Below are 17,542 nucleotides of genomic sequence, written 5' to 3'. Positions count from 1 at the left end.
GTCTCACATATGTTGGTAATAAAATATAGCGTTGAAAATCAGCGCTATATTTTTATAAATGGAATAAGTATTGAAATTTTAAAATGATATTTGGGTAGACGGAATAGAAGAAAATTGAAAGTAGACCACTTAAAATATTGAGAATTTTTCTTTATATTGGATTTTAGATTTAGGAAGGAAGATTTCGATTTTAAAAAATATTTAAAAAAAGAAGAAAGCAATCCATATTATCATGGTTTATGGACGTAAATGGTTGGCAGGCAGCAATCTTTTCTTTGATATTTGCAATAATATACTTTTTTATTAAGCGTGGAGTTTTGACAGATATTTTCAGTATTTTTAAAATTCATCTTTGTTCATCATTTTTAATTGTAGAAATTGTTGTTTTTATATTAGGAAATTTATTTCCAAATTAAAAATTCTCTAATTGAAGAAAGTTTTGCCCATATACTATAATAAAAACAAATCGTGGCATTTTGAGGGGAATTTTTATAAGATTAATCTTTAATATTTGTTTTAATGCATAAAGTTCTCTTAAGGCAAATGTCTTCGAATATACTGATGTTTCAATATCTATGAGAATATGTGCTGATAGTACAGGTATTTTCAAGCAGATTAAAATAATAAAATTACCTGAAAAGGCGAATCGTAATGATGAATGCCTAATGTAGGTTTTAACAAAAACTATAATTTCTTTAAATATAAGAATGAAAGATCAAGGAAGTTTGAAAAAGTAAGAATAAAAAAACCACCCTTAAAAAAGGATGGTTTGTAGACCCACAGGGATTCGAACCCCAGATGACTGAACCAAAATCAGTAGTGTTACCGCTACACCATGGGTCTCTGTTTGTTTTAGTGGTGCAAATTTACAGCTTTTTTCTTTACTTACAAGAACTTTTTGAAATTTTTTTTAAATTTACTGTAGATTTTATTTACAGAAAACATGCTGATAGACTTCAAGAATCTCAATATTAATAATTTATCATTCGATACGGAATTTGAAAAAAAAATAAAAATATTTTTAGAAGAATGGCTGTCTGAGGGAAGTACCGTAAAGGTTCAGACTTCAGGCTCTACCGGAACTCCTAAAATTTTTGAGATTGAAAAAAAACGGATGATCAATTCTGCGGTGATGACCTGCAATTTTTTGGGGTTGCACGAAGGGAATACTGCACTGCTGTGTCTGCCGGTAGAGTATATTTCGGGAAAAATGATGGTTGTGCGTTCCTGGCAGAGAAAATTAAAACTCATTATTGCAGAGCCTTCTTTACAACCTGTTGAAAATTTAGAAGAAGAAATAGATTTTTGTGCGATGACCCCTATTCAGGTAGAAAACTCATTGGAAAAGCTTCATTTGATCAAAAACCTGATCATTGGCGGAGCTGCAGTTTCAGAAAGCCTGAAAAATAAAATTCTTCAGATGAACCTTGATCCTTCCAACCGTATTTTTGAAACCTATGGAATGTCTGAAACACTGTCTCATATTGCTTTGAGACAGCTTATGCCAGAACCGGAAGAATATTTCACTGCTTTTGAAAATGTTTCCATCTCTTTGGATGAAAGAGAGTGTTTAACTCTATTTGCTCCTGCCGTGAATGCTGAAGTGTTGAAAACTAATGATTTAGTTGAAATTAAAAATAATAAACAATTCCGGTTTATGGGGCGAATAGACAACGTGATCAATTCGGGCGGAGCAAAAATTTTTCCTGAAACCCTTGAAGCATTAGTAAAAAAAGTAGTTCCCAACGAAGCTGTATTTTTAGGCATAAAAGATGAAAGTTTGGGTCAGAAACTGATATTGATTATAGAAGGGGACCAGGAAGAAGATATCGTAAAGAAAATTTCAGAAATACGATTTGAAAAAAACTTTCATAAACCTAAAGAAATTATGTTCATTAATGAGATTCCACGAACTCCCAATGGAAAAGTGAACAGATTAGAATTACATAAACTCATTAATGAAAATATTTAATGATATCCCGGCTCTTGGCTCTCAAAATCTAACAACATGAAAGACTTTTCAAAAGAACTCCGTTTTAAAACTTCCAGAAGCAGTGGCGCCGGAGGGCAAAACGTAAATAAAGTGGAAACAGCGGTTACGGTGCTTTGGGAAGTGGCCGCCACTGAATTTTTCAATGATGATGAAAAAACACTGATTCAGCATAAGCTGAAAAACAGAATCAATTCGGAAGGAATTTTATTTTTAACGGTTTCTGAAAGCAGAACCCAGCTGATGAATAAAAATAAGGCAATTGAAAAAATAATAGAAACCGTTAATAAAGCCCTTATTATCCCTAAGAAAAGAACTGCGACAAAACCTTCAAAAGGCCAAAAGCAGAAAAGATTGGATAATAAGAAAAAGCTTTCGGATAAAAAAGAAAACAGACGATTCAAATTTTAAAGGGTTTCTTTCCCGGAAAATCTTATTTTTGCCGGAAACTTTAAAATCATGATAAAAAAACTAATGCTATTAGGAGCTGTTTCGAGTTCTTTACTTTCTTTTGCCCAGCAAAAATTTTCCATCATCCCGTCTGTAGGATATGCATGGAGGGTAGCTGAGACACCTCCAGGGCTTTCAAAACAGGAGAAAGATTATGTGAAAGAATTAAAAAATGGAGTTCATTTTGACATTTCTGCTTACTATCATCTGAGAAATATTGGGCTGGGAGTGAAGTTTTCCAACTTCAATGCATCCAGCAACGGATGGATATCCGGAAGCGATTATTATGGGAATACGGTTTCTGTTCCGGTAAGTACGAAAGACAATATTACCTTTTTTGGGCCTGCAATACTGTATTCCAACTATAATGAGCCGACAAAACATAAATTATTTTTTGACGTAGCGCTGGGAGTGATTTCTTATACCACAAAAACAGGAACTGTAAAAGGCACCGGTTCCAATCTTGGCCTGGATGCGGGATTCGGATATCAGTACGCTCTTTCTAAAAATTTTATGATAGGCCCGAAACTGGGAGTTACCGCAGGTACGCTGAATAAAATGAAGATTGATGGAAGAACCTATGAATTTGGAGATAATGAAAAAGAAGGCCTGACAAGAATTTCTCTAAGTGCAGCCGCCACATTCCATTTTTAAGTTTTATATTTGTTAGAAATTAAAACAACAATATAATGACAACATCAATCTTTTTATCTGCTATACGCCGGCAATCAGGATTGTTGTTGTCATTATTGTATTTACATACAGACTCTTTTCTGAAAAGTTCCAAGGACTTTATCAAGTAAGCCCTGTCAGGATCCAAGACAGGGAGATTATCCGGATTTTTATTTATTCTTTTTGCAGTTTTCTATCCAGAGAAGGCGGCAGGTACGTCTGCATTCTACATTGGATCGTTGGAAAGTTACTGTACTTTAATTTAAAATTGAAAAAAATGTCCAATCATATTATTGTTACCACAGGAATTTATGATGCTATCAAAGATACATTGAGAAGAAAAAAAGTAAGTATTCAGGAAGAACAGAGGCTTACGGAAGAATTGAGGAAGGCCAAGCAGGTATTGAGGAGAGATCTCCCTGCTGATATCGTAACGGTTAACAGAAAAGTAACGTTAAAAGACCATACCCTGGACTTTGAACATGAATATATTTTTGTGCCTTCTACTCAAGCAAAACTTAAAAAGAATAAACATTCAATCCTATCAGATATTGCCCTGGCAGTAGTAGGATATAAAGTGGGAGATGTTATCGACTGGCCTTTCAGGGATGGAGACAGAAAAATTGAGATCATGAAAGTGGAAGCCTGGGAAGGATAGCAGGTCTTTGTTGAATGTTATTAAGTTAAATGATAATGAAAGTGTGGCTCAATCCGGGCCACACTTTTGTTTTACATTGATCTCAGATAAAATGAATATGGTAAGTTGGGGGTGGTTAGACGCAAAGGCGCAAATTTTCTAACCTGCATGTTGCTTTAAGGCGCAAAGATTTTATCTCTGAAATTGAATACTGTGTATTGGATTCATGAAGCTGTAGGCTTTTGGCAATAACTTTTAATTGGTTAGACGCAAAGGCGCAAATTTTCTAACCTGCATGCAGCTTTAAGGCGCAAAGATTTTATCTCTGAAATTGAATACTGTATATTGGATTCATGAAGCTGTAGGCTTTTGGCAATAACTTTTAATTGGTTAGACGCAAAGGCGCAAATTTTCTAACCTGCATGCAGCTTTAAGGCGCAAAGATTTTATCTCTAAAATTGAATACTGCATATTGGATTCATGAAGCTGTAGGCTTTTGGTAATAACTTTTAATTGGTTAGACGCAAAGGCGCAAGTTTTCTGACATTCATGCAGCTTTAAGGCGCAAAGATTTTATCTCCGATAAAATTGAGTGCTGTTACATTGAATGTGTTGCTTATTACTGAAAATCTTTGATTTTCTTGCGGCTTAAAAGCGGTATCGTATTCAAATTTTCTTTGCACCTTTGCGTTTACCAATAAATTACAGCCCAAACCTCTGCAAATCCGCATAATTTGCGGGAGGTAAAATGTAAGCATCTCCATCTTACTTTAGTTTCACTTCATCCCTGCTATTTAACAAATGATAAAAAAAGACCTGTCTATGATACTTTCTTCATGTGTGTGGGCCCCATTCCGTTTTTAAGTTTTATCTTTGCAAAAATTAAAAAAATGAACAAACCAATTTCTGAATTTATAGAGAAATACTACCTGCATTTCAATGCGGCAGCGTTGGTAGATGCTTCAAAGGGATATGTAGCACACCTTAAAGAGGGTGGAAAAATGATGATCACTTTAGCAGGAGCTATGTCTACTGCAGAGTTAGGTAAAATTCTTGCAGAAATGATTCGTCAGGGCAAAGTAGATTTTATCTCATGTACTGGAGCTAACCTTGAAGAAGATCTTATGAACCTTGTGGCTCACTCTCACTACGAAAGAGTTCCTCATTACAGAGATCTTACGCCGCAGGAAGAATGGGATCTATTGGAAAGAGGGTTGAACAGAGTTACAGATACCTGTATCCCTGAAGAAGAAGCATTCAGAAGATTACAGAAACATATCGTTGAAATATGGAAAGATGCAGAAGCTAAAGGAGAAAGATACTTCCCACACGAATATATGTACAAAATGATCCTTTCAGGAGTTTTGGAGCAGTATTATGAAATTCCTAGAGAAAATTCTTGGATGATTGCCGCTGCAGAAGCAAACCTGCCAATCGTAGTTCCGGGATGGGAAGATTCTACTATGGGTAATATTTTCGCTTCTTACTGTATCAAAGGAGAGCTTCAGCCTTCTACTATGAAATCAGGAATCGAATATATGACTTACCTTGCAGATTGGTATACTAAAAACTCAGGTGGAAAAGGAGTTGGATTCTTCCAGATCGGAGGAGGTATCGCAGGAGATTTCCCTATCTGTGTAGTTCCAATGCTGTACCAGGATATGGAAATGCATGACATTCCTTTCTGGTCTTATTTCTGCCAGATCTCTGATTCTACTACGTCTTATGGTTCTTATTCAGGAGCTGTTCCCAATGAGAAAATTACTTGGGGTAAACTGGATATCACAACACCGAAATTTATCGTTGAAAGTGATGCTACCATCTGTGCACCATTGATGTTCTCTTACATCTTAGAAAACGCTTAAGAATAAAATTCTCAAAAGCGATTACAATATCAGCGCTTCAATTTATTTGAAGCGCTTTTTTATTTTAGGATTTAGAAATAGATTTGTTTTGAAAACTAAAAACTATTTAAACCATTAAGAAAAATGAAGATTGTATAATTAAGTTTCATCTTTGATGAAAAATAAAGCGTGCAGCTCAATAAAATAGCTTTAGCTATTTCCCTTAATATTCTTTAAAACTTAAATAATCTTAACGGTTCAAATAAGTGGTATATAGTTTCTCGCAGATCACACAGATCACACAGATTTTTATACTATCTGAGTAATCTGTAAAATTTGCGTAAGATTAAATAAACTATGCACTATACAATTTTATCGAAGATAAAATCCTTGCGTCTTAAAGCTGCATGCAGGTTAGAAAACTTGCGCCTTTGCGTTTTCCAAAAATTCTCCACAAACATCTGTGAAAATCTGTGTCATCTGTGGGAAAATAAAATGATCAATCCAGCGAATTCACTAACACAAAATAACGATATGCCAGAATTCCCTTTTCAATCTTAGTTAATCGGTTAGGATCTTTCTTGCTCAATTTCGGAAGAACCTTTTTATTAACGGCATTCAGCAGCCTGAAAAGTGATTTTTTCATATCTTTATGTTTTAATGAAACATCATCGAGCCTAAAAGGGTTCAAAAATGATGCAAAAAAGACAGTCCGCTAAAATAGTTAATTGATATGGATGAAATTTTCAAACAACAGGTTTACGAAGTGGCAAGGCTTATTCCCAAAGGCAGAGTTTCTACATATGGGGCCATAGCAAAAGCTGTAGGGTATCCGAATCATTCACGCCATGTAGGAAAAGCAATGGGAGGCTGTCCGGCCGATGTTCCCGCTCACCGGGTGATTTCAAGTTCTGGTGTGCTGTCCGTACCGGAATTTCAGCCCAAGCTTGAAGCAGAAGGCATTACCATTGAAAATCTCAGAATAAAAAATTTCAAGAAATTGTTTTGGGATCCGATAGATGAGTTGTAATTGAGTTCAGAGCAGCTGTACACTTCACCTGTCATCAATGCATTAGTACTTTTTTACATTGTATACAAAAAAGCCATTCCATGTTGCTGAACAACAAGAATGGCCTTTAGGTAGACAAAAGTTTAGTCTGTGTTATCTTTTAGTTTTCGGATTCTTTAATTCTTCCTTTAACCTTTCGTTTTCTTCTTTTAATACCGTAATATACCCTTGCAGGTTTTCAATGATGCTTCCCGGGATATTATCATAATTATATTGATTATTAATAGCGTTTGCAGAACGGTCATTGAATACCGGATGCTCATTATTGATAATTATTTTAGCTTCCTCTTCTTCATAAATTTCCTCTACCGGAACATCTAAAAAGCGGGCAATTTTGTCCCATTCCTCCTGTATTATTTTTACATCGCCGCTTTCTTTTCTGCTGTAGTTGGATACATCTGTTGAAATGATATCAGCTATCTGCTGTTGCGTATAGCCTTTTTGCTTTCTGATGACGCGTAATTTTTCTTTTTGCATGTCCGACATTTTATACAAAAATCGAGAAAAAACATAATGTATACAATAAAAAATAGAAAAAATGTGCAATAAAGTAATAGATGCTAATAGAAAAAGATGAAAAGGCTTAAAATTTAAACATGATCTAGGTGTATTGTTGATGACTTTCGGTAAATCTAACAAGATTAGCAGAAAAATTAGTGGTATTAAATTTTACCGGAGATAAAACCTTTGCTCTTACAACATCTCACTTTTAAATTTCTTTGCGGCAGCGTTTAAGCAACAAAATAATTTCTCGCAGATTGAGCAGATAGCGCAGGTTTTTTTAGGTTTTAAACAATTAGTCATTTTAAGTTCCAAACTATGAGCATACAAGTAAACATGAGTTGAAAATCAAATTTTCAAAAACTTAAATGATCTTTTCAACAGGACTACACTGGCTTTATAAACTTAGGGGCTTAAATTTTTTGTGATTTTGTGGTAAAAATATGGGATTTATCTGTGAGACCCGTGTGAGCTGCGGGAGAAAATAATATAATATAAAAAAAGACTGTTTCATTTGAAACAGTCTCTTATAAATTATTTTTCAAGTTGCTTATAGCTTCTCTGTATAAAATCTGTAAGATCTTTTCCCTTCAGCAGGTTTTGCGAAAGTTTAGCAAGATCCAGCGCATGTTTGATCAGGCTTTCTTTTTCTTCAGTATTTTCTGTTTTTAAAATCTGATTTGAAAGCTCACTGTTGGAGTTGACTACCAGATTGTACATTTCCGGGAAGCCTCCCATTCCAAACATACCGCCTCCGCCTGTTGCCTGCATTTCTTTCATTCTTCTCATAAACTCAGGCTGAGTAATTGTAAATGGGGCATCGCTGCTGTCAAGATCTTCAAGCTGAACTGTGAATTTTGGATCCTGGATAGCTTCTTCCACGTTTTTCTTTAAAGATTCCTTGTCAGTATCATTTAATTTAGAAATAACCGGCTCATCTTTTTTGATCAGGTTATTGATATGGTCAGCATCTACTCTTGCAAATGAAATGTTTTCTTTTGAAGTTTCCAGTTTCTGGATAACATGTGGAATAATAGGCGAGTCTAATAAAAGAACCTCATATCCTTTATCTTTTGCAGACTGGATGTAGCTGTGCTGTTCATCAGCATTGGTAGCGTACAGAATAACCAGTTTGTTATCTTTATCGGTTTGTGCAGGTTTGATGGTATCTACCAATTCATCCCATAGGAAGTATTTTCCGTCTGTGGTAGGATATAATGTGAATTTGTCTACTTTTTCAGCAAACTTCTCTTCTGTAATGATTCCGTATTCAATGACAATTTTGATGTCATTCCATTTTTTCTCATAATCTTCTCGGTTTTCGTTGATCAGGGAAACCATTTTATCACCTACCTTTTTTGTGATATAAGAAGAGATTTTCTTTACCGCACCGTCCGCCTGAAGGTAAGAACGGGAAACATTCAACGGAATATCCGGAGAATCAATGACCCCTCTCAGCAGCATTAAGAAATCCGGTACAATCCCTTTTACTTCATCTGTTACAAATACCTGGTTTTGGTAAAGCTGGATTTTATCCTTTTCAATATTTAAGTTGTTGCTTAACTTAGGGAAGAATAAAACTCCTGTAAGGTTGAAAGGATAATCAACATTCAGGTGAATGTGGAATAGAGGCTCCTCAAACTGCATTGGATACAGCTCGTGGTAGAACTTCATATAATCTTCATTCGTAAGGTCGCTAGGAGCGATAGTCCATGCAGGAGTAGGGTTGTTGATAATGTTATCTACTTCTTCAGTTTCAGCAACGGCATCTTCCGGAGCATCTTCCGGTAATGGTAAGGTATGCGTTTTTGTTCCGAATTTGATTGGAACAGGCATGAATTTATTGTACTTTAATAGCAGTTCACGGATTTTTCCTTCCTCTAAAAACTCTACAGAATCTTCTGCAATGTGAAGAATGATTTCTGTACCTCTATCCGTTTTATCTGTTGTTTCTTCAAGGGTAAATTCAGGGCTTCCGTCACAGATCCATCTTACGGCAGGTTCATCTTTATAGGACTTTGTAAGAATTTCCACCTTTTCAGCCACCATAAACGCAGAGTAGAACCCAAGACCAAAGTGTCCGATAATCCCTGAATCTTTAGCAGAGTCTTTATATTTTTCCAGGAACTCTTCAGCTCCTGAGAAGGCTACCTGGTTGATATATTTTTCAACTTCTTCACCGGTCATCCCGATACCCTGGTCAATGATGCGTAACGTTTTCTGTTCTTTATCAATACTAACTTCCAGTTTCGGATTTCCATACTCAACCTTAGCTTCTCCTATGCTTGTCAAATGCTTTAATTTCAAAGTAGCATCCGTTGCATTAGAGATCAGTTCTCGCAGGAATATTTCGTGGTCACTGTAAAGAAATTTTTTAATAAGTGGGAAAATATTTTCCACCGATACATTAATATTTCCTTTAGTCATAATATTATATTTTAGATTTTAATTGTTCAATGTACTTCTCAAAAAAAATACCATGAAGAAGAATGTGACATAATGACAGTGGGGGAGAAGTTTGTAAATATCTATAGAATCTGGATGAGCTGCATGTGATTTTTTCTGTTGCTAAAGCTGTGAGATCTGCTAGAAAAAATAAATAAAAAAGACAGCCTGAAAGCTGTCTTTAAACAATATATTGTAAAACTTATTTGTTTTTCAATTCTTCCTTGATCTTGTTTTCCAATTCCTCAGAAAGATCCGGGTTATCTTTTAAAACATCTTTTACTGCATCACGTCCCTGACCCAGCTTAGTTTCTTCATAGCTGAACCAAGAGCCGCTTTTCTTCACAATTCCCATATCTACTGCGGTATCAAGAATTTCTCCTACTTTGGAAACTCCTTCACCATACATGATATCAAATTCTGCCTGTTTGAAAGGTGGGGCTACTTTGTTTTTCACAATTTTCACTTTCACACGGCTTCCGATGGCTTCATCACCTTGTTTGATCGGCGCACTTGCTTTTCTGATATCAATTCTTACAGAAGCATAGAATTTAAGGGCATTACCTCCGGTTGTTGTTTCAGGGTTTCCGAACATAACACCAATTTTTTCTCTCAACTGGTTGATGAAAATTACCGTACATTTCGTTCTTGAAATAGTCGCAGTCAGTTTTCTTAATGCCTGAGACATCAATCTCGCATGAAGACCCATTTTGGAATCTCCCATTTCACCTTCAATTTCAGCTTTTGGAGTAAGGGCCGCTACAGAGTCGATAACTACGATATCAATAGCTCCTGAACGGATAAGGTTATCGGCAATTTCCAATGCCTGTTCCCCGTTGTCCGGCTGGGAAATAATCAGGTTTTCCAAATCGATTCCTAATTTTGCTGCATAGGTTCTGTCGAAAGCATGTTCAGCATCAATAAATGCAGCAATACCACCGGCTTTTTGAGCTTCAGCGATAGCGTGAAGGGTCAATGTCGTTTTACCTGAAGATTCAGGCCCGTATATTTCAATGATTCTTCCTCTTGGATATCCGCCTACACCTAATGCAATATCTAATCCTAAAGATCCGGAAGGAATTACTTCTATTGTAGTGTCTACGGCAGCATCTCCCAAAGTCATTACCGTTCCTTTTCCGTATGTTTTATCTAATTTGTCAAGCACTAATGCGAGTGCTTTTTTCTTATCATCAATGTTACTCATCGCTATTAAAATAATTTCTCAAAAATACATAATTTAAACATCAAAAGCTAATATTATTTGTCTCCGGAACCTGTTTTTAAAGTTAAAAAATGATAAAATTTTGTTACTGATGTTATTCATAACGAAGCAGATGCAGAATGGGTATCCGTTAATAATTAAAAAAACAAAGTTTCTTACAGGATGATATAATTAGGGAAGGAAGATGAAAGGCTGGAAGAAGGAAATTATTGAAGCCGGAAAGATATTAAGCACTCAATTTTATCAATATTTTAATCTTAATTAAGTTTTATTATAACTGTCATAATAGCCGTCCAATAGTAAATTTCCAGCATCCCGCTTCCCGCTTCATCCCTCTTAATGATTAATGAAAATTTGAATTTTTAGTGATATTCAGATAATCTTCCAGCACTTTCATCTGGTCTTTGTTTCCCCTTTTTATTCGGGCATCACGGCTTACCAGTTTATCATAAATCGTATTGAAGAGTATTTTTGATTTTGGAAACAGTTTCTTATTGGAAACCTCCGGAATCTGAAGTCTTTTACAAACCTCGTCATCCAGCAGGAACCAGGTACAGCAGATATGGAGATACCTGAGATTTTTCCTCTGAAATTCAAATTTTAAAATGGGATTTTCCAGTGATTCATTCAACAATGAATGAGCTAAAAGAATGGAGTCTTTATCAGAAGGCGGCTGAACGGAAGTCCATAAATAAAAAAATTCAGTAGCCTGCTTTTTGTCATCAGGAAGAAGCTGTTCCGGGATTCCCAATAAATAACCTACATATTTCCAGAGATGAAAGATCCCATATTCTTCTTCAGCAGAAAAAGTATTGCCTAATTTTTTGAGACTGTGAAGAAAAACCAGGCTGAAACCAATATAGGTTGCCATCATATCCCAGGAATTAATAGGCTCGCCCCAATTTTCAGTATCCCAGCCTTTGTAATGTTTCTTTATGGAAAGTCTTGCATAGGAATGGATCAAACGGGTCTTGACAGCAAACTCATACCCTTTTGCATGAAGCTCCAGTGCATGATAACGTGTTACGTTCACCCAAAAATCCAGTGTTTCTGAGAGGCGTTTTACAGCTCCTTTTTTCAACGCTTCCGTGGCGATAAGAGGTTTATTAAGATAAGCATAGTCGTAACCTCCTATCAGGCAGTAGTCTCTTAATGAAATCAGGGAATCCAGGTTGCTTCTCATGCAGAGTTCAGCTCCGCATTTAAGCAGATTATAATCAAGCCATTCAGGAATTTGTTGGGTTTGGGTAAACAGTTTTTTTACACTTTCAGGAACAGCATCTGTTTCAGAAACTCCATTTCGGATGTAATGTTCTATTTCCCTGGAAGCTTCATGGAATTTTTTAGTATAATAAACATCTTTTACCACCTCATCGCCAGCCTCATCTACATGATAGAAGAAAGGAGAAAACGTTTCAAATTCCTTAAAACTCACTGAAGCACCGGAAAATTCTATAAGCTGTTTTCCATTGCCGCTTTCCCAGAAGTTTATGAAATGAGGTGAGTCTTTAAACCGGGGTTGTACTATTGTTCGTTCCATTGTAGATAAAAATACAAGTTTTGCACCGAAATTCCCTGGTGAGATTTGTCAGTCTTACTATTGATATTCTACAGATATCCCCATTCAAAAGCCTTTTTAATAAGTTCAGAGCTATTTTTGCTATCAGATTTTTTTAAAATATTTTTCCTGTGTGTACGTACCGTCTCTTCTGAAATACTCAGCAAATCGGAAATTTTTCCCGCCGAATATCCTTTGGCAATACAATTAATGATTTCAACCTCTCTTTTGGTAAAGATGACAGGCTTGGATTCATACATTTTGTCCTGTTTCAACCACTGCATCTGATGAAAATCTTCTCGCCCGTTGATTCCGGAAACTAAGACGGTATATGAATTTTGATGAGTGATATGTTCAATATTGCTGTGAATATTAACAGCTTGAAGCAACCTGCCATGCTCATCCTTGTGGGTGTGGAGTGCCTGATGATGAAATAGTTCATAGTTTCCTTTTGAGGTTCTCATTCTGAAGCAATAACTTGTTTTTAGTTCCTGCTGATAGTCAAAACCATCAATTTCTTTCATTTTCTCTATACACATCCTTTCGGCTTCCATTACAAATTCCAAATCGTCCGGGTGAATAAGATCTGTGATTTCTTTCAGATGTACAGGATATTTATTCAATCCATGCATTGTCAGGATGTTTTCATGGTGGTTACATATTGTACTGTCTGCGAAATTAATGATATAGTAGTAAAACTTACCTGGAGCGAACATTTCTCCTATAATACTTTCAATAGAAGGGTAGGGCAATATACTGTTGGCATTCTGAAGAATTTCAGGATAATCATTCCAGACTTTGAGGAGAGGATGCTGTCTTTTTGCTTGGGTCAGGTATATTTTTTTCATGGTTAATGTTTTCTTAAAAATAATAAAATTGTGTTAAAAAATCACCCTTTTGTGGTATTTCGTGTGGTATAAAAGTGTTGTAGCTTTAAATAAAACTAATGACCATGGGAATTCAATTTCTAAAATGTTTCGTTTTTCGACGATGATTAGCCTATAACGGTATCTAAATTAAAACAATATGGTTGGAAAAAGAAATTTCTAAATGCCAATATTTCTCCTGAGAAAGGTAAGTTGGTTGTGTATTTTTGGGATCAAGGCAATATGTGTAATGATTTGAAAGTATTTTTATCTACGAATCAATTTTGGATTTTTCTTAATGAAAATGAAAATTTAAGTTTTTTTGCTGATTCTTTTCAGTTGGGAGCAATGACCCTACCTTTGAAAGTATATTTAAATAAAAGAGATGATAATGTTGGAGGTGGTATGGCTGAAGGAAATATTAATGTTGGCATATATACAGGCTACAAGTTTGGGTGGAAAAAGTATGTGAAATTAAAAAATGAAAAGGACTATAGAATTTATAATGTTGCTTTTTCAAGTAATGTGATTGTAGGACTTGGTAAAGTAACAATTGATGATAAGAATAGTGTGCAACATTTGCAAACATGGAAAGTTGATGTGCCTATTTTTAATTGAGGAGTAGCAATAGGATTACATTATAGGGATTTTTCTCTTCTTATTGCTTATGGTACAGATCTTTTATTATCTAAAAAGGAGAAAACTGGAATTATAAAGGTAAACCTTGGTTAGGTATGGGAATAGGATATAAAATATTTTAAAAATATTACTGAGTTTGAACTAAAACATAAGGTAATCAAAAAACCTTCCCATCGGGAAGGTTTTATATTACTTATTGCTTATCACTCATTACTTATTATAAAGAAGCAGCGTGTACAAGCATATCTACTAACTTGTTAGAGTAACCCATTTCGTTGTCATACCAAGAAACAAGTTTTACGAAGTTTGGAGAAAGCATGATACCAGCGTCCTTATCGAAGATAGAAGTTCTCTTATCTCCTACGAAGTCCTGGGAAACTACTGCATCTTCAGTATATCCTAAGATACCTTTCAATTCACCTTCAGAAGCTTCTTTGATCGCAGCACAGATCTCATCGTAAGAAGTAGCTTTTTCTAATCTTACCGTAAGGTCAACTACAGAAACGTCTACAGTAGGTACTCTGAAAGACATACCCGTTAATTTTCCGTTTAATGAAGGGATTACTTTTCCTACCGCTTTAGCAGCTCCTGTAGAAGAAGGGATAATGTTATTTAGAGCAGCTCTACCACCTCTCCAGTCTTTCATTGAAGGACCGTCAACTGTTTTCTGAGTAGCTGTTGTAGCATGTACAGTTGTCATTAAACCTTCTACGATTCCGAATTTATCGTGGATTACTTTAGCTAAAGGAGCTAAACAGTTGGTAGTACAAGAAGCGTTTGATAAAATTTTGATATCATCAGTAAGTTCCTTGTGGTTTACACCCATTACGAACATTGGAGTATCATCCTTAGAAGGAGCAGAAAGAATTACTTTTTTTGCACCTGCATTGATGTGGGCCTGAGCAGAGTCTTTAGATAAGAAAAGACCTGTAGATTCTACGATATAGTCAGCTCCAATTTCATTCCATTTTAGGTTGTTAGGATCTTTTTCAGCAGTTACTCTGATTTTTTTTCCGTTTACGACAAGATCATTTCCTTCTACAGAAACTTCACCTGGGAAAACACCATGTACAGAGTCATATTTTAACATGTAAGCCATGTATTCTGCATTGATCAGGTCATTGATTCCTACCACTTCAATGTTGTCTCTTTCAGTCATTGCTCTGAAAACAAGACGTCCAATTCTACCAAAACCGTTGATACCTACTTTAATTGTTGACATAATAGTTTGTTTTTATTAGATTATAAAAATAATTAGATTGCTAAAATTTCTGAAATTAACATCAGATCTTTGTTGATTTCGTTATGTTTTTTAATGGCTTCTTCAATAGGAGTATACACCACATCATTGGAGCGCATTCCTGCCATTACATTGTTTTGTCCTTCCATTAATCCTACTACTGCACCATATCCAAGTCTGCTTGCCAATACTCTGTCTGCACAACTTGGAGAACCTCCTCTTTGGATATGTCCCAAAACAGCAATACGGATATCGTATTCTGGGAACTCTTCTTTGGTACTGTTGGCAATATCATAAATACTTCCCAGTTTCTCACCTTCTGCTACCACTACGATACTGGATGCCTTTCCTGTTTTTTCAGCTTTTCTAAAGTTGGCAAAAAGATCATCCATACTGTCTTTTTTCTCAGGAATAAGGATGTCTAAAGCACCCGTTGCCAATCCGCTGTTTAAAGCAATAAAACCTGCATCACGACCCATCACCTCCACAAAGAAAACCCTGTTGTGAGAAGTTGCCGTATCACGGATTTTATCGATAGCTTCCATAGCCGTATTCAGGGCCGTATCGTATCCGATGGTATTATCTGTTCCGAAAATATCATTGTCTATCGTTCCCGGCACACCGATCACTCTGATTCCGAATTCTTCACTGAAGATTTTGGCCCCGGTAAAAGTTCCGTCTCCACCGATGCATACCAATGCATCAATACCAAGCTTTACACAATTGTCATAAGCTTTCTGGCGGCCTTCTTGGGTTCTGAATTCAGCAGATCTGGCAGACTTTAGAATCGTTCCACCCTGGTTAATTATATTTTTTACGGAACGGGCTCCCATTTTAAGGAAATCAGCATTGATAAGACCGTTGTAGCCTTCTCTCACTCCGTAACATTCGATATTATAGTAATTGGCGGTTCTTACTACCGCTCTTAATGCAGCATTCATACCCGGAGAATCACCTCCTGAAGTAAGAACTGCAATCTTTTTTACAGCACTCTCTTTCATCTAGTAAAAAATTTCGAACACAAATTTACAAAAACAAGTTCAGATTATAGCAGTAACTTTTTAATAGTTTTGAATATAAATGATTAAAAGCTTCTAAAATTTGTAGGTTTAAAAATATATCGCGCCGTTTTGGTTTCCGGAGAATCAACATCCAGATCATACCATGGCGAAATATTTTTGTCATAAGGATTGGAAAGCAGATGAACAGACTGGGCAGGAGTGAATCCTTCGCCCAATAAAAACAGCCTTTTTCCTTCCTTATTTTTGCACACGCCGGCGATAAATACAACATGCCCGGGACTTCCCGGACTAATCACGATATCTCCGGTTTTTAAATCCGAATTGCTGGGTACCGGTTTTGTCTCTTGATGTAAGGAAATGGTTCCCGCATAATTGAAGATGAGATCCAGGTAATTTCTGAAATTCTGATAGGAATCATCAACGTCTGCGGTTTTTCTGAAGCTGACGGAGTTACCGCTGACGAAAGCTCTTGTTCCATTTTTATAATCACGCCAGCTGAACAGGTCTCCACTTGTAAAATGGAATTGAATCTCGTCATACTTTTTGACTGCATATAAATATTCCGCTCTCAGGCGGATAACAGCATCAGCGCATTGCTGCAGATCCTTATTTCCTGTATCGATATCAAAAACCGCCTCATGAAGATGTTGTGTAGAGATAGGAGTTCCGTCATATTTCATAATCTGACTGTCATAAGGTTTCAGCTTAAAATTTTCAATAAAAGACCCAAAAGAATTAGGCTTTTCTTCAATCCATTCATAGCCTTCCGGTGGAGAAAATCTTTCCCGGATGGTGTTTTTATCTTTATGAATTTTTAAAGAATTTTCTGAATTTAAATGTTCATTATGATCAGGCTCAGCCAATAAACGGTCTGATAATTTTTCTTTCGTACAGCTTGTGAGAATTAGAAGAGCGGTGATTACCGTTATAATTTTTTTCATGCGTTTTTAGTGAACACAAATATCATTTTTTTTTCACTTATTTACCAATAAAGATTCTGAGAATCTGGAAGATTTAGAACCTGCTTTACACCTTTTCTTTTTCCGGAATTAAAAGTTTTCCCCAGTCATTCAGCTGCCAGAGGATTTTTACTAATTTTTCTCCCAGTTCCGTAAGAGTGTATTCAACTCTTGGGGGAAGCTCATTAAAAGATTACTTTGTTAAGATACCGGATTCTACCATTTCACTGAGCTGTTGATTGAGAACTCTTCTGTCAACTTTTGCAATACCGCGGAGAAATTCACTTGGACGTTTTTTCCCTTCATTGATTTGCCATACAATTGGAATTTTCCATTTTCCACTGATGGTATTTACCGCTACTTCTAACGGACAGATTTTATTTTCTTCAGTTTTTCCCTTTGTTTCCATAAAATTGACTTTTTTATCC

16 protein-coding genes, 1 tRNA gene and 1 pseudogene are annotated in these 17,542 nt (G+C 35.9%); 7 read left to right on the top strand and 11 right to left on the bottom strand.

Features of this window, described 5'->3' with window-relative positions; translation table 11 throughout:
* Nucleotides 1–772 precede the first annotated feature (772 nt).
* Nucleotides 773–843 (bottom strand) — tRNA-Gln (locus MUW56_RS06505).
* 100 nt (nucleotides 844–943) lie between these two features.
* On the opposite strand from MUW56_RS06505, the gene MUW56_RS06500 reads away from it, so the two are divergent.
* From MUW56_RS06500 to MUW56_RS06480, 5 genes are all read left to right on the top strand, one after another.
* Nucleotides 944–1,972, top strand: a complete 1,029-nt coding sequence (locus MUW56_RS06500) for an AMP-binding protein (protein WP_292012431.1) — start codon at nucleotides 944–946, stop codon at nucleotides 1,970–1,972.
* A gap of 36 nt (nucleotides 1,973–2,008) precedes the next feature.
* A complete protein-coding gene (gene arfB, locus MUW56_RS06495) occupies nucleotides 2,009–2,401 on the top strand; it encodes an alternative ribosome rescue aminoacyl-tRNA hydrolase ArfB (RefSeq protein WP_292012430.1) in 393 nt (130 codons plus the stop codon).
* Nucleotides 2,402–2,449: 48 nt separating this feature from the next.
* Nucleotides 2,450–3,094 (top strand): hypothetical protein, encoded by a 645-nt coding sequence (locus MUW56_RS06490; RefSeq protein ID WP_292012429.1) that lies wholly within the window; start codon nucleotides 2,450–2,452, stop codon nucleotides 3,092–3,094.
* Nucleotides 3,095–3,389: 295 nt separating this feature from the next.
* Nucleotides 3,390–3,770: a GreA/GreB family elongation factor gene (locus MUW56_RS06485; protein WP_292012428.1), complete on the top strand. Its 381-nt coding sequence runs from the start codon at nucleotides 3,390–3,392 to the stop codon at nucleotides 3,768–3,770.
* An 869-nt stretch (nucleotides 3,771–4,639) separates the two neighbouring features.
* Complete coding sequence (locus MUW56_RS06480) at nucleotides 4,640–5,614, top strand: deoxyhypusine synthase family protein (protein WP_292012427.1); 975 nt, start codon at nucleotides 4,640–4,642, stop codon at nucleotides 5,612–5,614.
* Nucleotides 5,615–6,092: 478 nt separating this feature from the next.
* Here MUW56_RS06480 and MUW56_RS06475 read toward each other — a convergent pair whose 3' ends face one another.
* Complete coding sequence (locus MUW56_RS06475; protein ID WP_292012426.1) at nucleotides 6,093–6,239, bottom strand: hypothetical protein; 147 nt, start codon at nucleotides 6,237–6,239, stop codon at nucleotides 6,093–6,095.
* An 87-nt stretch (nucleotides 6,240–6,326) separates the two neighbouring features.
* On the opposite strand from MUW56_RS06475, the gene MUW56_RS06470 reads away from it, so the two are divergent.
* Nucleotides 6,327–6,623: an MGMT family protein gene (locus MUW56_RS06470; protein ID WP_292012425.1), complete on the top strand. Its 297-nt coding sequence runs from the start codon at nucleotides 6,327–6,329 to the stop codon at nucleotides 6,621–6,623.
* Between the two features lie 132 nt (nucleotides 6,624–6,755).
* Here the strand turns inward: MUW56_RS06470 and MUW56_RS06465 are convergent, their stop codons facing one another.
* From MUW56_RS06465 to MUW56_RS06445, 5 genes are all read right to left on the bottom strand, one after another.
* Nucleotides 6,756–7,139 carry a helix-turn-helix transcriptional regulator gene (locus MUW56_RS06465; protein ID WP_292012424.1) on the bottom strand — a complete coding sequence of 128 codons (384 nt, stop codon included), beginning with the start codon at nucleotides 7,137–7,139 and terminating at the stop codon, nucleotides 6,756–6,758.
* Between the two features lie 558 nt (nucleotides 7,140–7,697).
* Nucleotides 7,698–9,590, bottom strand: a complete 1,893-nt coding sequence (gene htpG, locus MUW56_RS06460; protein WP_292012423.1) for a molecular chaperone HtpG — start codon at nucleotides 9,588–9,590, stop codon at nucleotides 7,698–7,700.
* Between the two features lie 220 nt (nucleotides 9,591–9,810).
* Complete coding sequence (recA, locus tag MUW56_RS06455) at nucleotides 9,811–10,812, bottom strand: recombinase RecA (protein ID WP_292012422.1); 1,002 nt, start codon at nucleotides 10,810–10,812, stop codon at nucleotides 9,811–9,813.
* 361 nt (nucleotides 10,813–11,173) lie between these two features.
* On the bottom strand, nucleotides 11,174–12,370 hold the full coding sequence (locus MUW56_RS06450) for an oxygenase MpaB family protein (protein ID WP_292012421.1): 1,197 nt from the start codon (nucleotides 12,368–12,370) through the stop codon (nucleotides 11,174–11,176).
* Between the two features lie 68 nt (nucleotides 12,371–12,438).
* The gene (locus tag MUW56_RS06445) at nucleotides 12,439–13,236 is read right to left on the bottom strand and encodes a response regulator transcription factor (RefSeq protein WP_292012420.1); all 798 of its coding nucleotides are present in this window, start codon (nucleotides 13,234–13,236) and stop codon (nucleotides 12,439–12,441) included.
* 273 nt (nucleotides 13,237–13,509) lie between these two features.
* Here MUW56_RS06445 and MUW56_RS06440 point away from each other — a divergent pair, with 273 nt between their 5' ends.
* Nucleotides 13,510–13,872: a hypothetical protein gene (locus tag MUW56_RS06440; RefSeq protein ID WP_292012419.1), complete on the top strand. Its 363-nt coding sequence runs from the start codon at nucleotides 13,510–13,512 to the stop codon at nucleotides 13,870–13,872.
* Between the two features lie 238 nt (nucleotides 13,873–14,110).
* Here the strand turns inward: MUW56_RS06440 and gap are convergent, their stop codons facing one another.
* The 4 genes and pseudogenes from gap to MUW56_RS06420 all read right to left on the bottom strand — a co-directional run bounded on the left by gap (nucleotide 14,111) and on the right by MUW56_RS06420 (nucleotide 17,523).
* Nucleotides 14,111–15,115, bottom strand: a complete 1,005-nt coding sequence (gene gap, locus MUW56_RS06435; RefSeq protein WP_076354623.1) for a type I glyceraldehyde-3-phosphate dehydrogenase — start codon at nucleotides 15,113–15,115, stop codon at nucleotides 14,111–14,113.
* A 32-nt stretch (nucleotides 15,116–15,147) separates the two neighbouring features.
* Nucleotides 15,148–16,134 carry a 6-phosphofructokinase gene (gene pfkA, locus MUW56_RS06430; protein WP_292012418.1) on the bottom strand — a complete coding sequence of 329 codons (987 nt, stop codon included), beginning with the start codon at nucleotides 16,132–16,134 and terminating at the stop codon, nucleotides 15,148–15,150.
* Between the two features lie 83 nt (nucleotides 16,135–16,217).
* The gene (locus tag MUW56_RS06425; RefSeq protein WP_292012417.1) at nucleotides 16,218–17,096 is read right to left on the bottom strand and encodes a DUF4846 domain-containing protein; all 879 of its coding nucleotides are present in this window, start codon (nucleotides 17,094–17,096) and stop codon (nucleotides 16,218–16,220) included.
* Between the two features lie 85 nt (nucleotides 17,097–17,181).
* Nucleotides 17,182–17,523, bottom strand: a pseudogene (locus MUW56_RS06420) (winged helix-turn-helix transcriptional regulator).
* Between the last annotated feature and the right edge of the window lie 19 nt (nucleotides 17,524–17,542).

Origin of the sequence: Chryseobacterium sp. (genome assembly GCF_022869225.1) — a bacterium.
In the GTDB taxonomy this organism is placed as follows: domain Bacteria; phylum Bacteroidota; class Bacteroidia; order Flavobacteriales; family Weeksellaceae; genus Chryseobacterium.
This window is presented reverse-complemented; position numbering and strand designations above follow the sequence as displayed.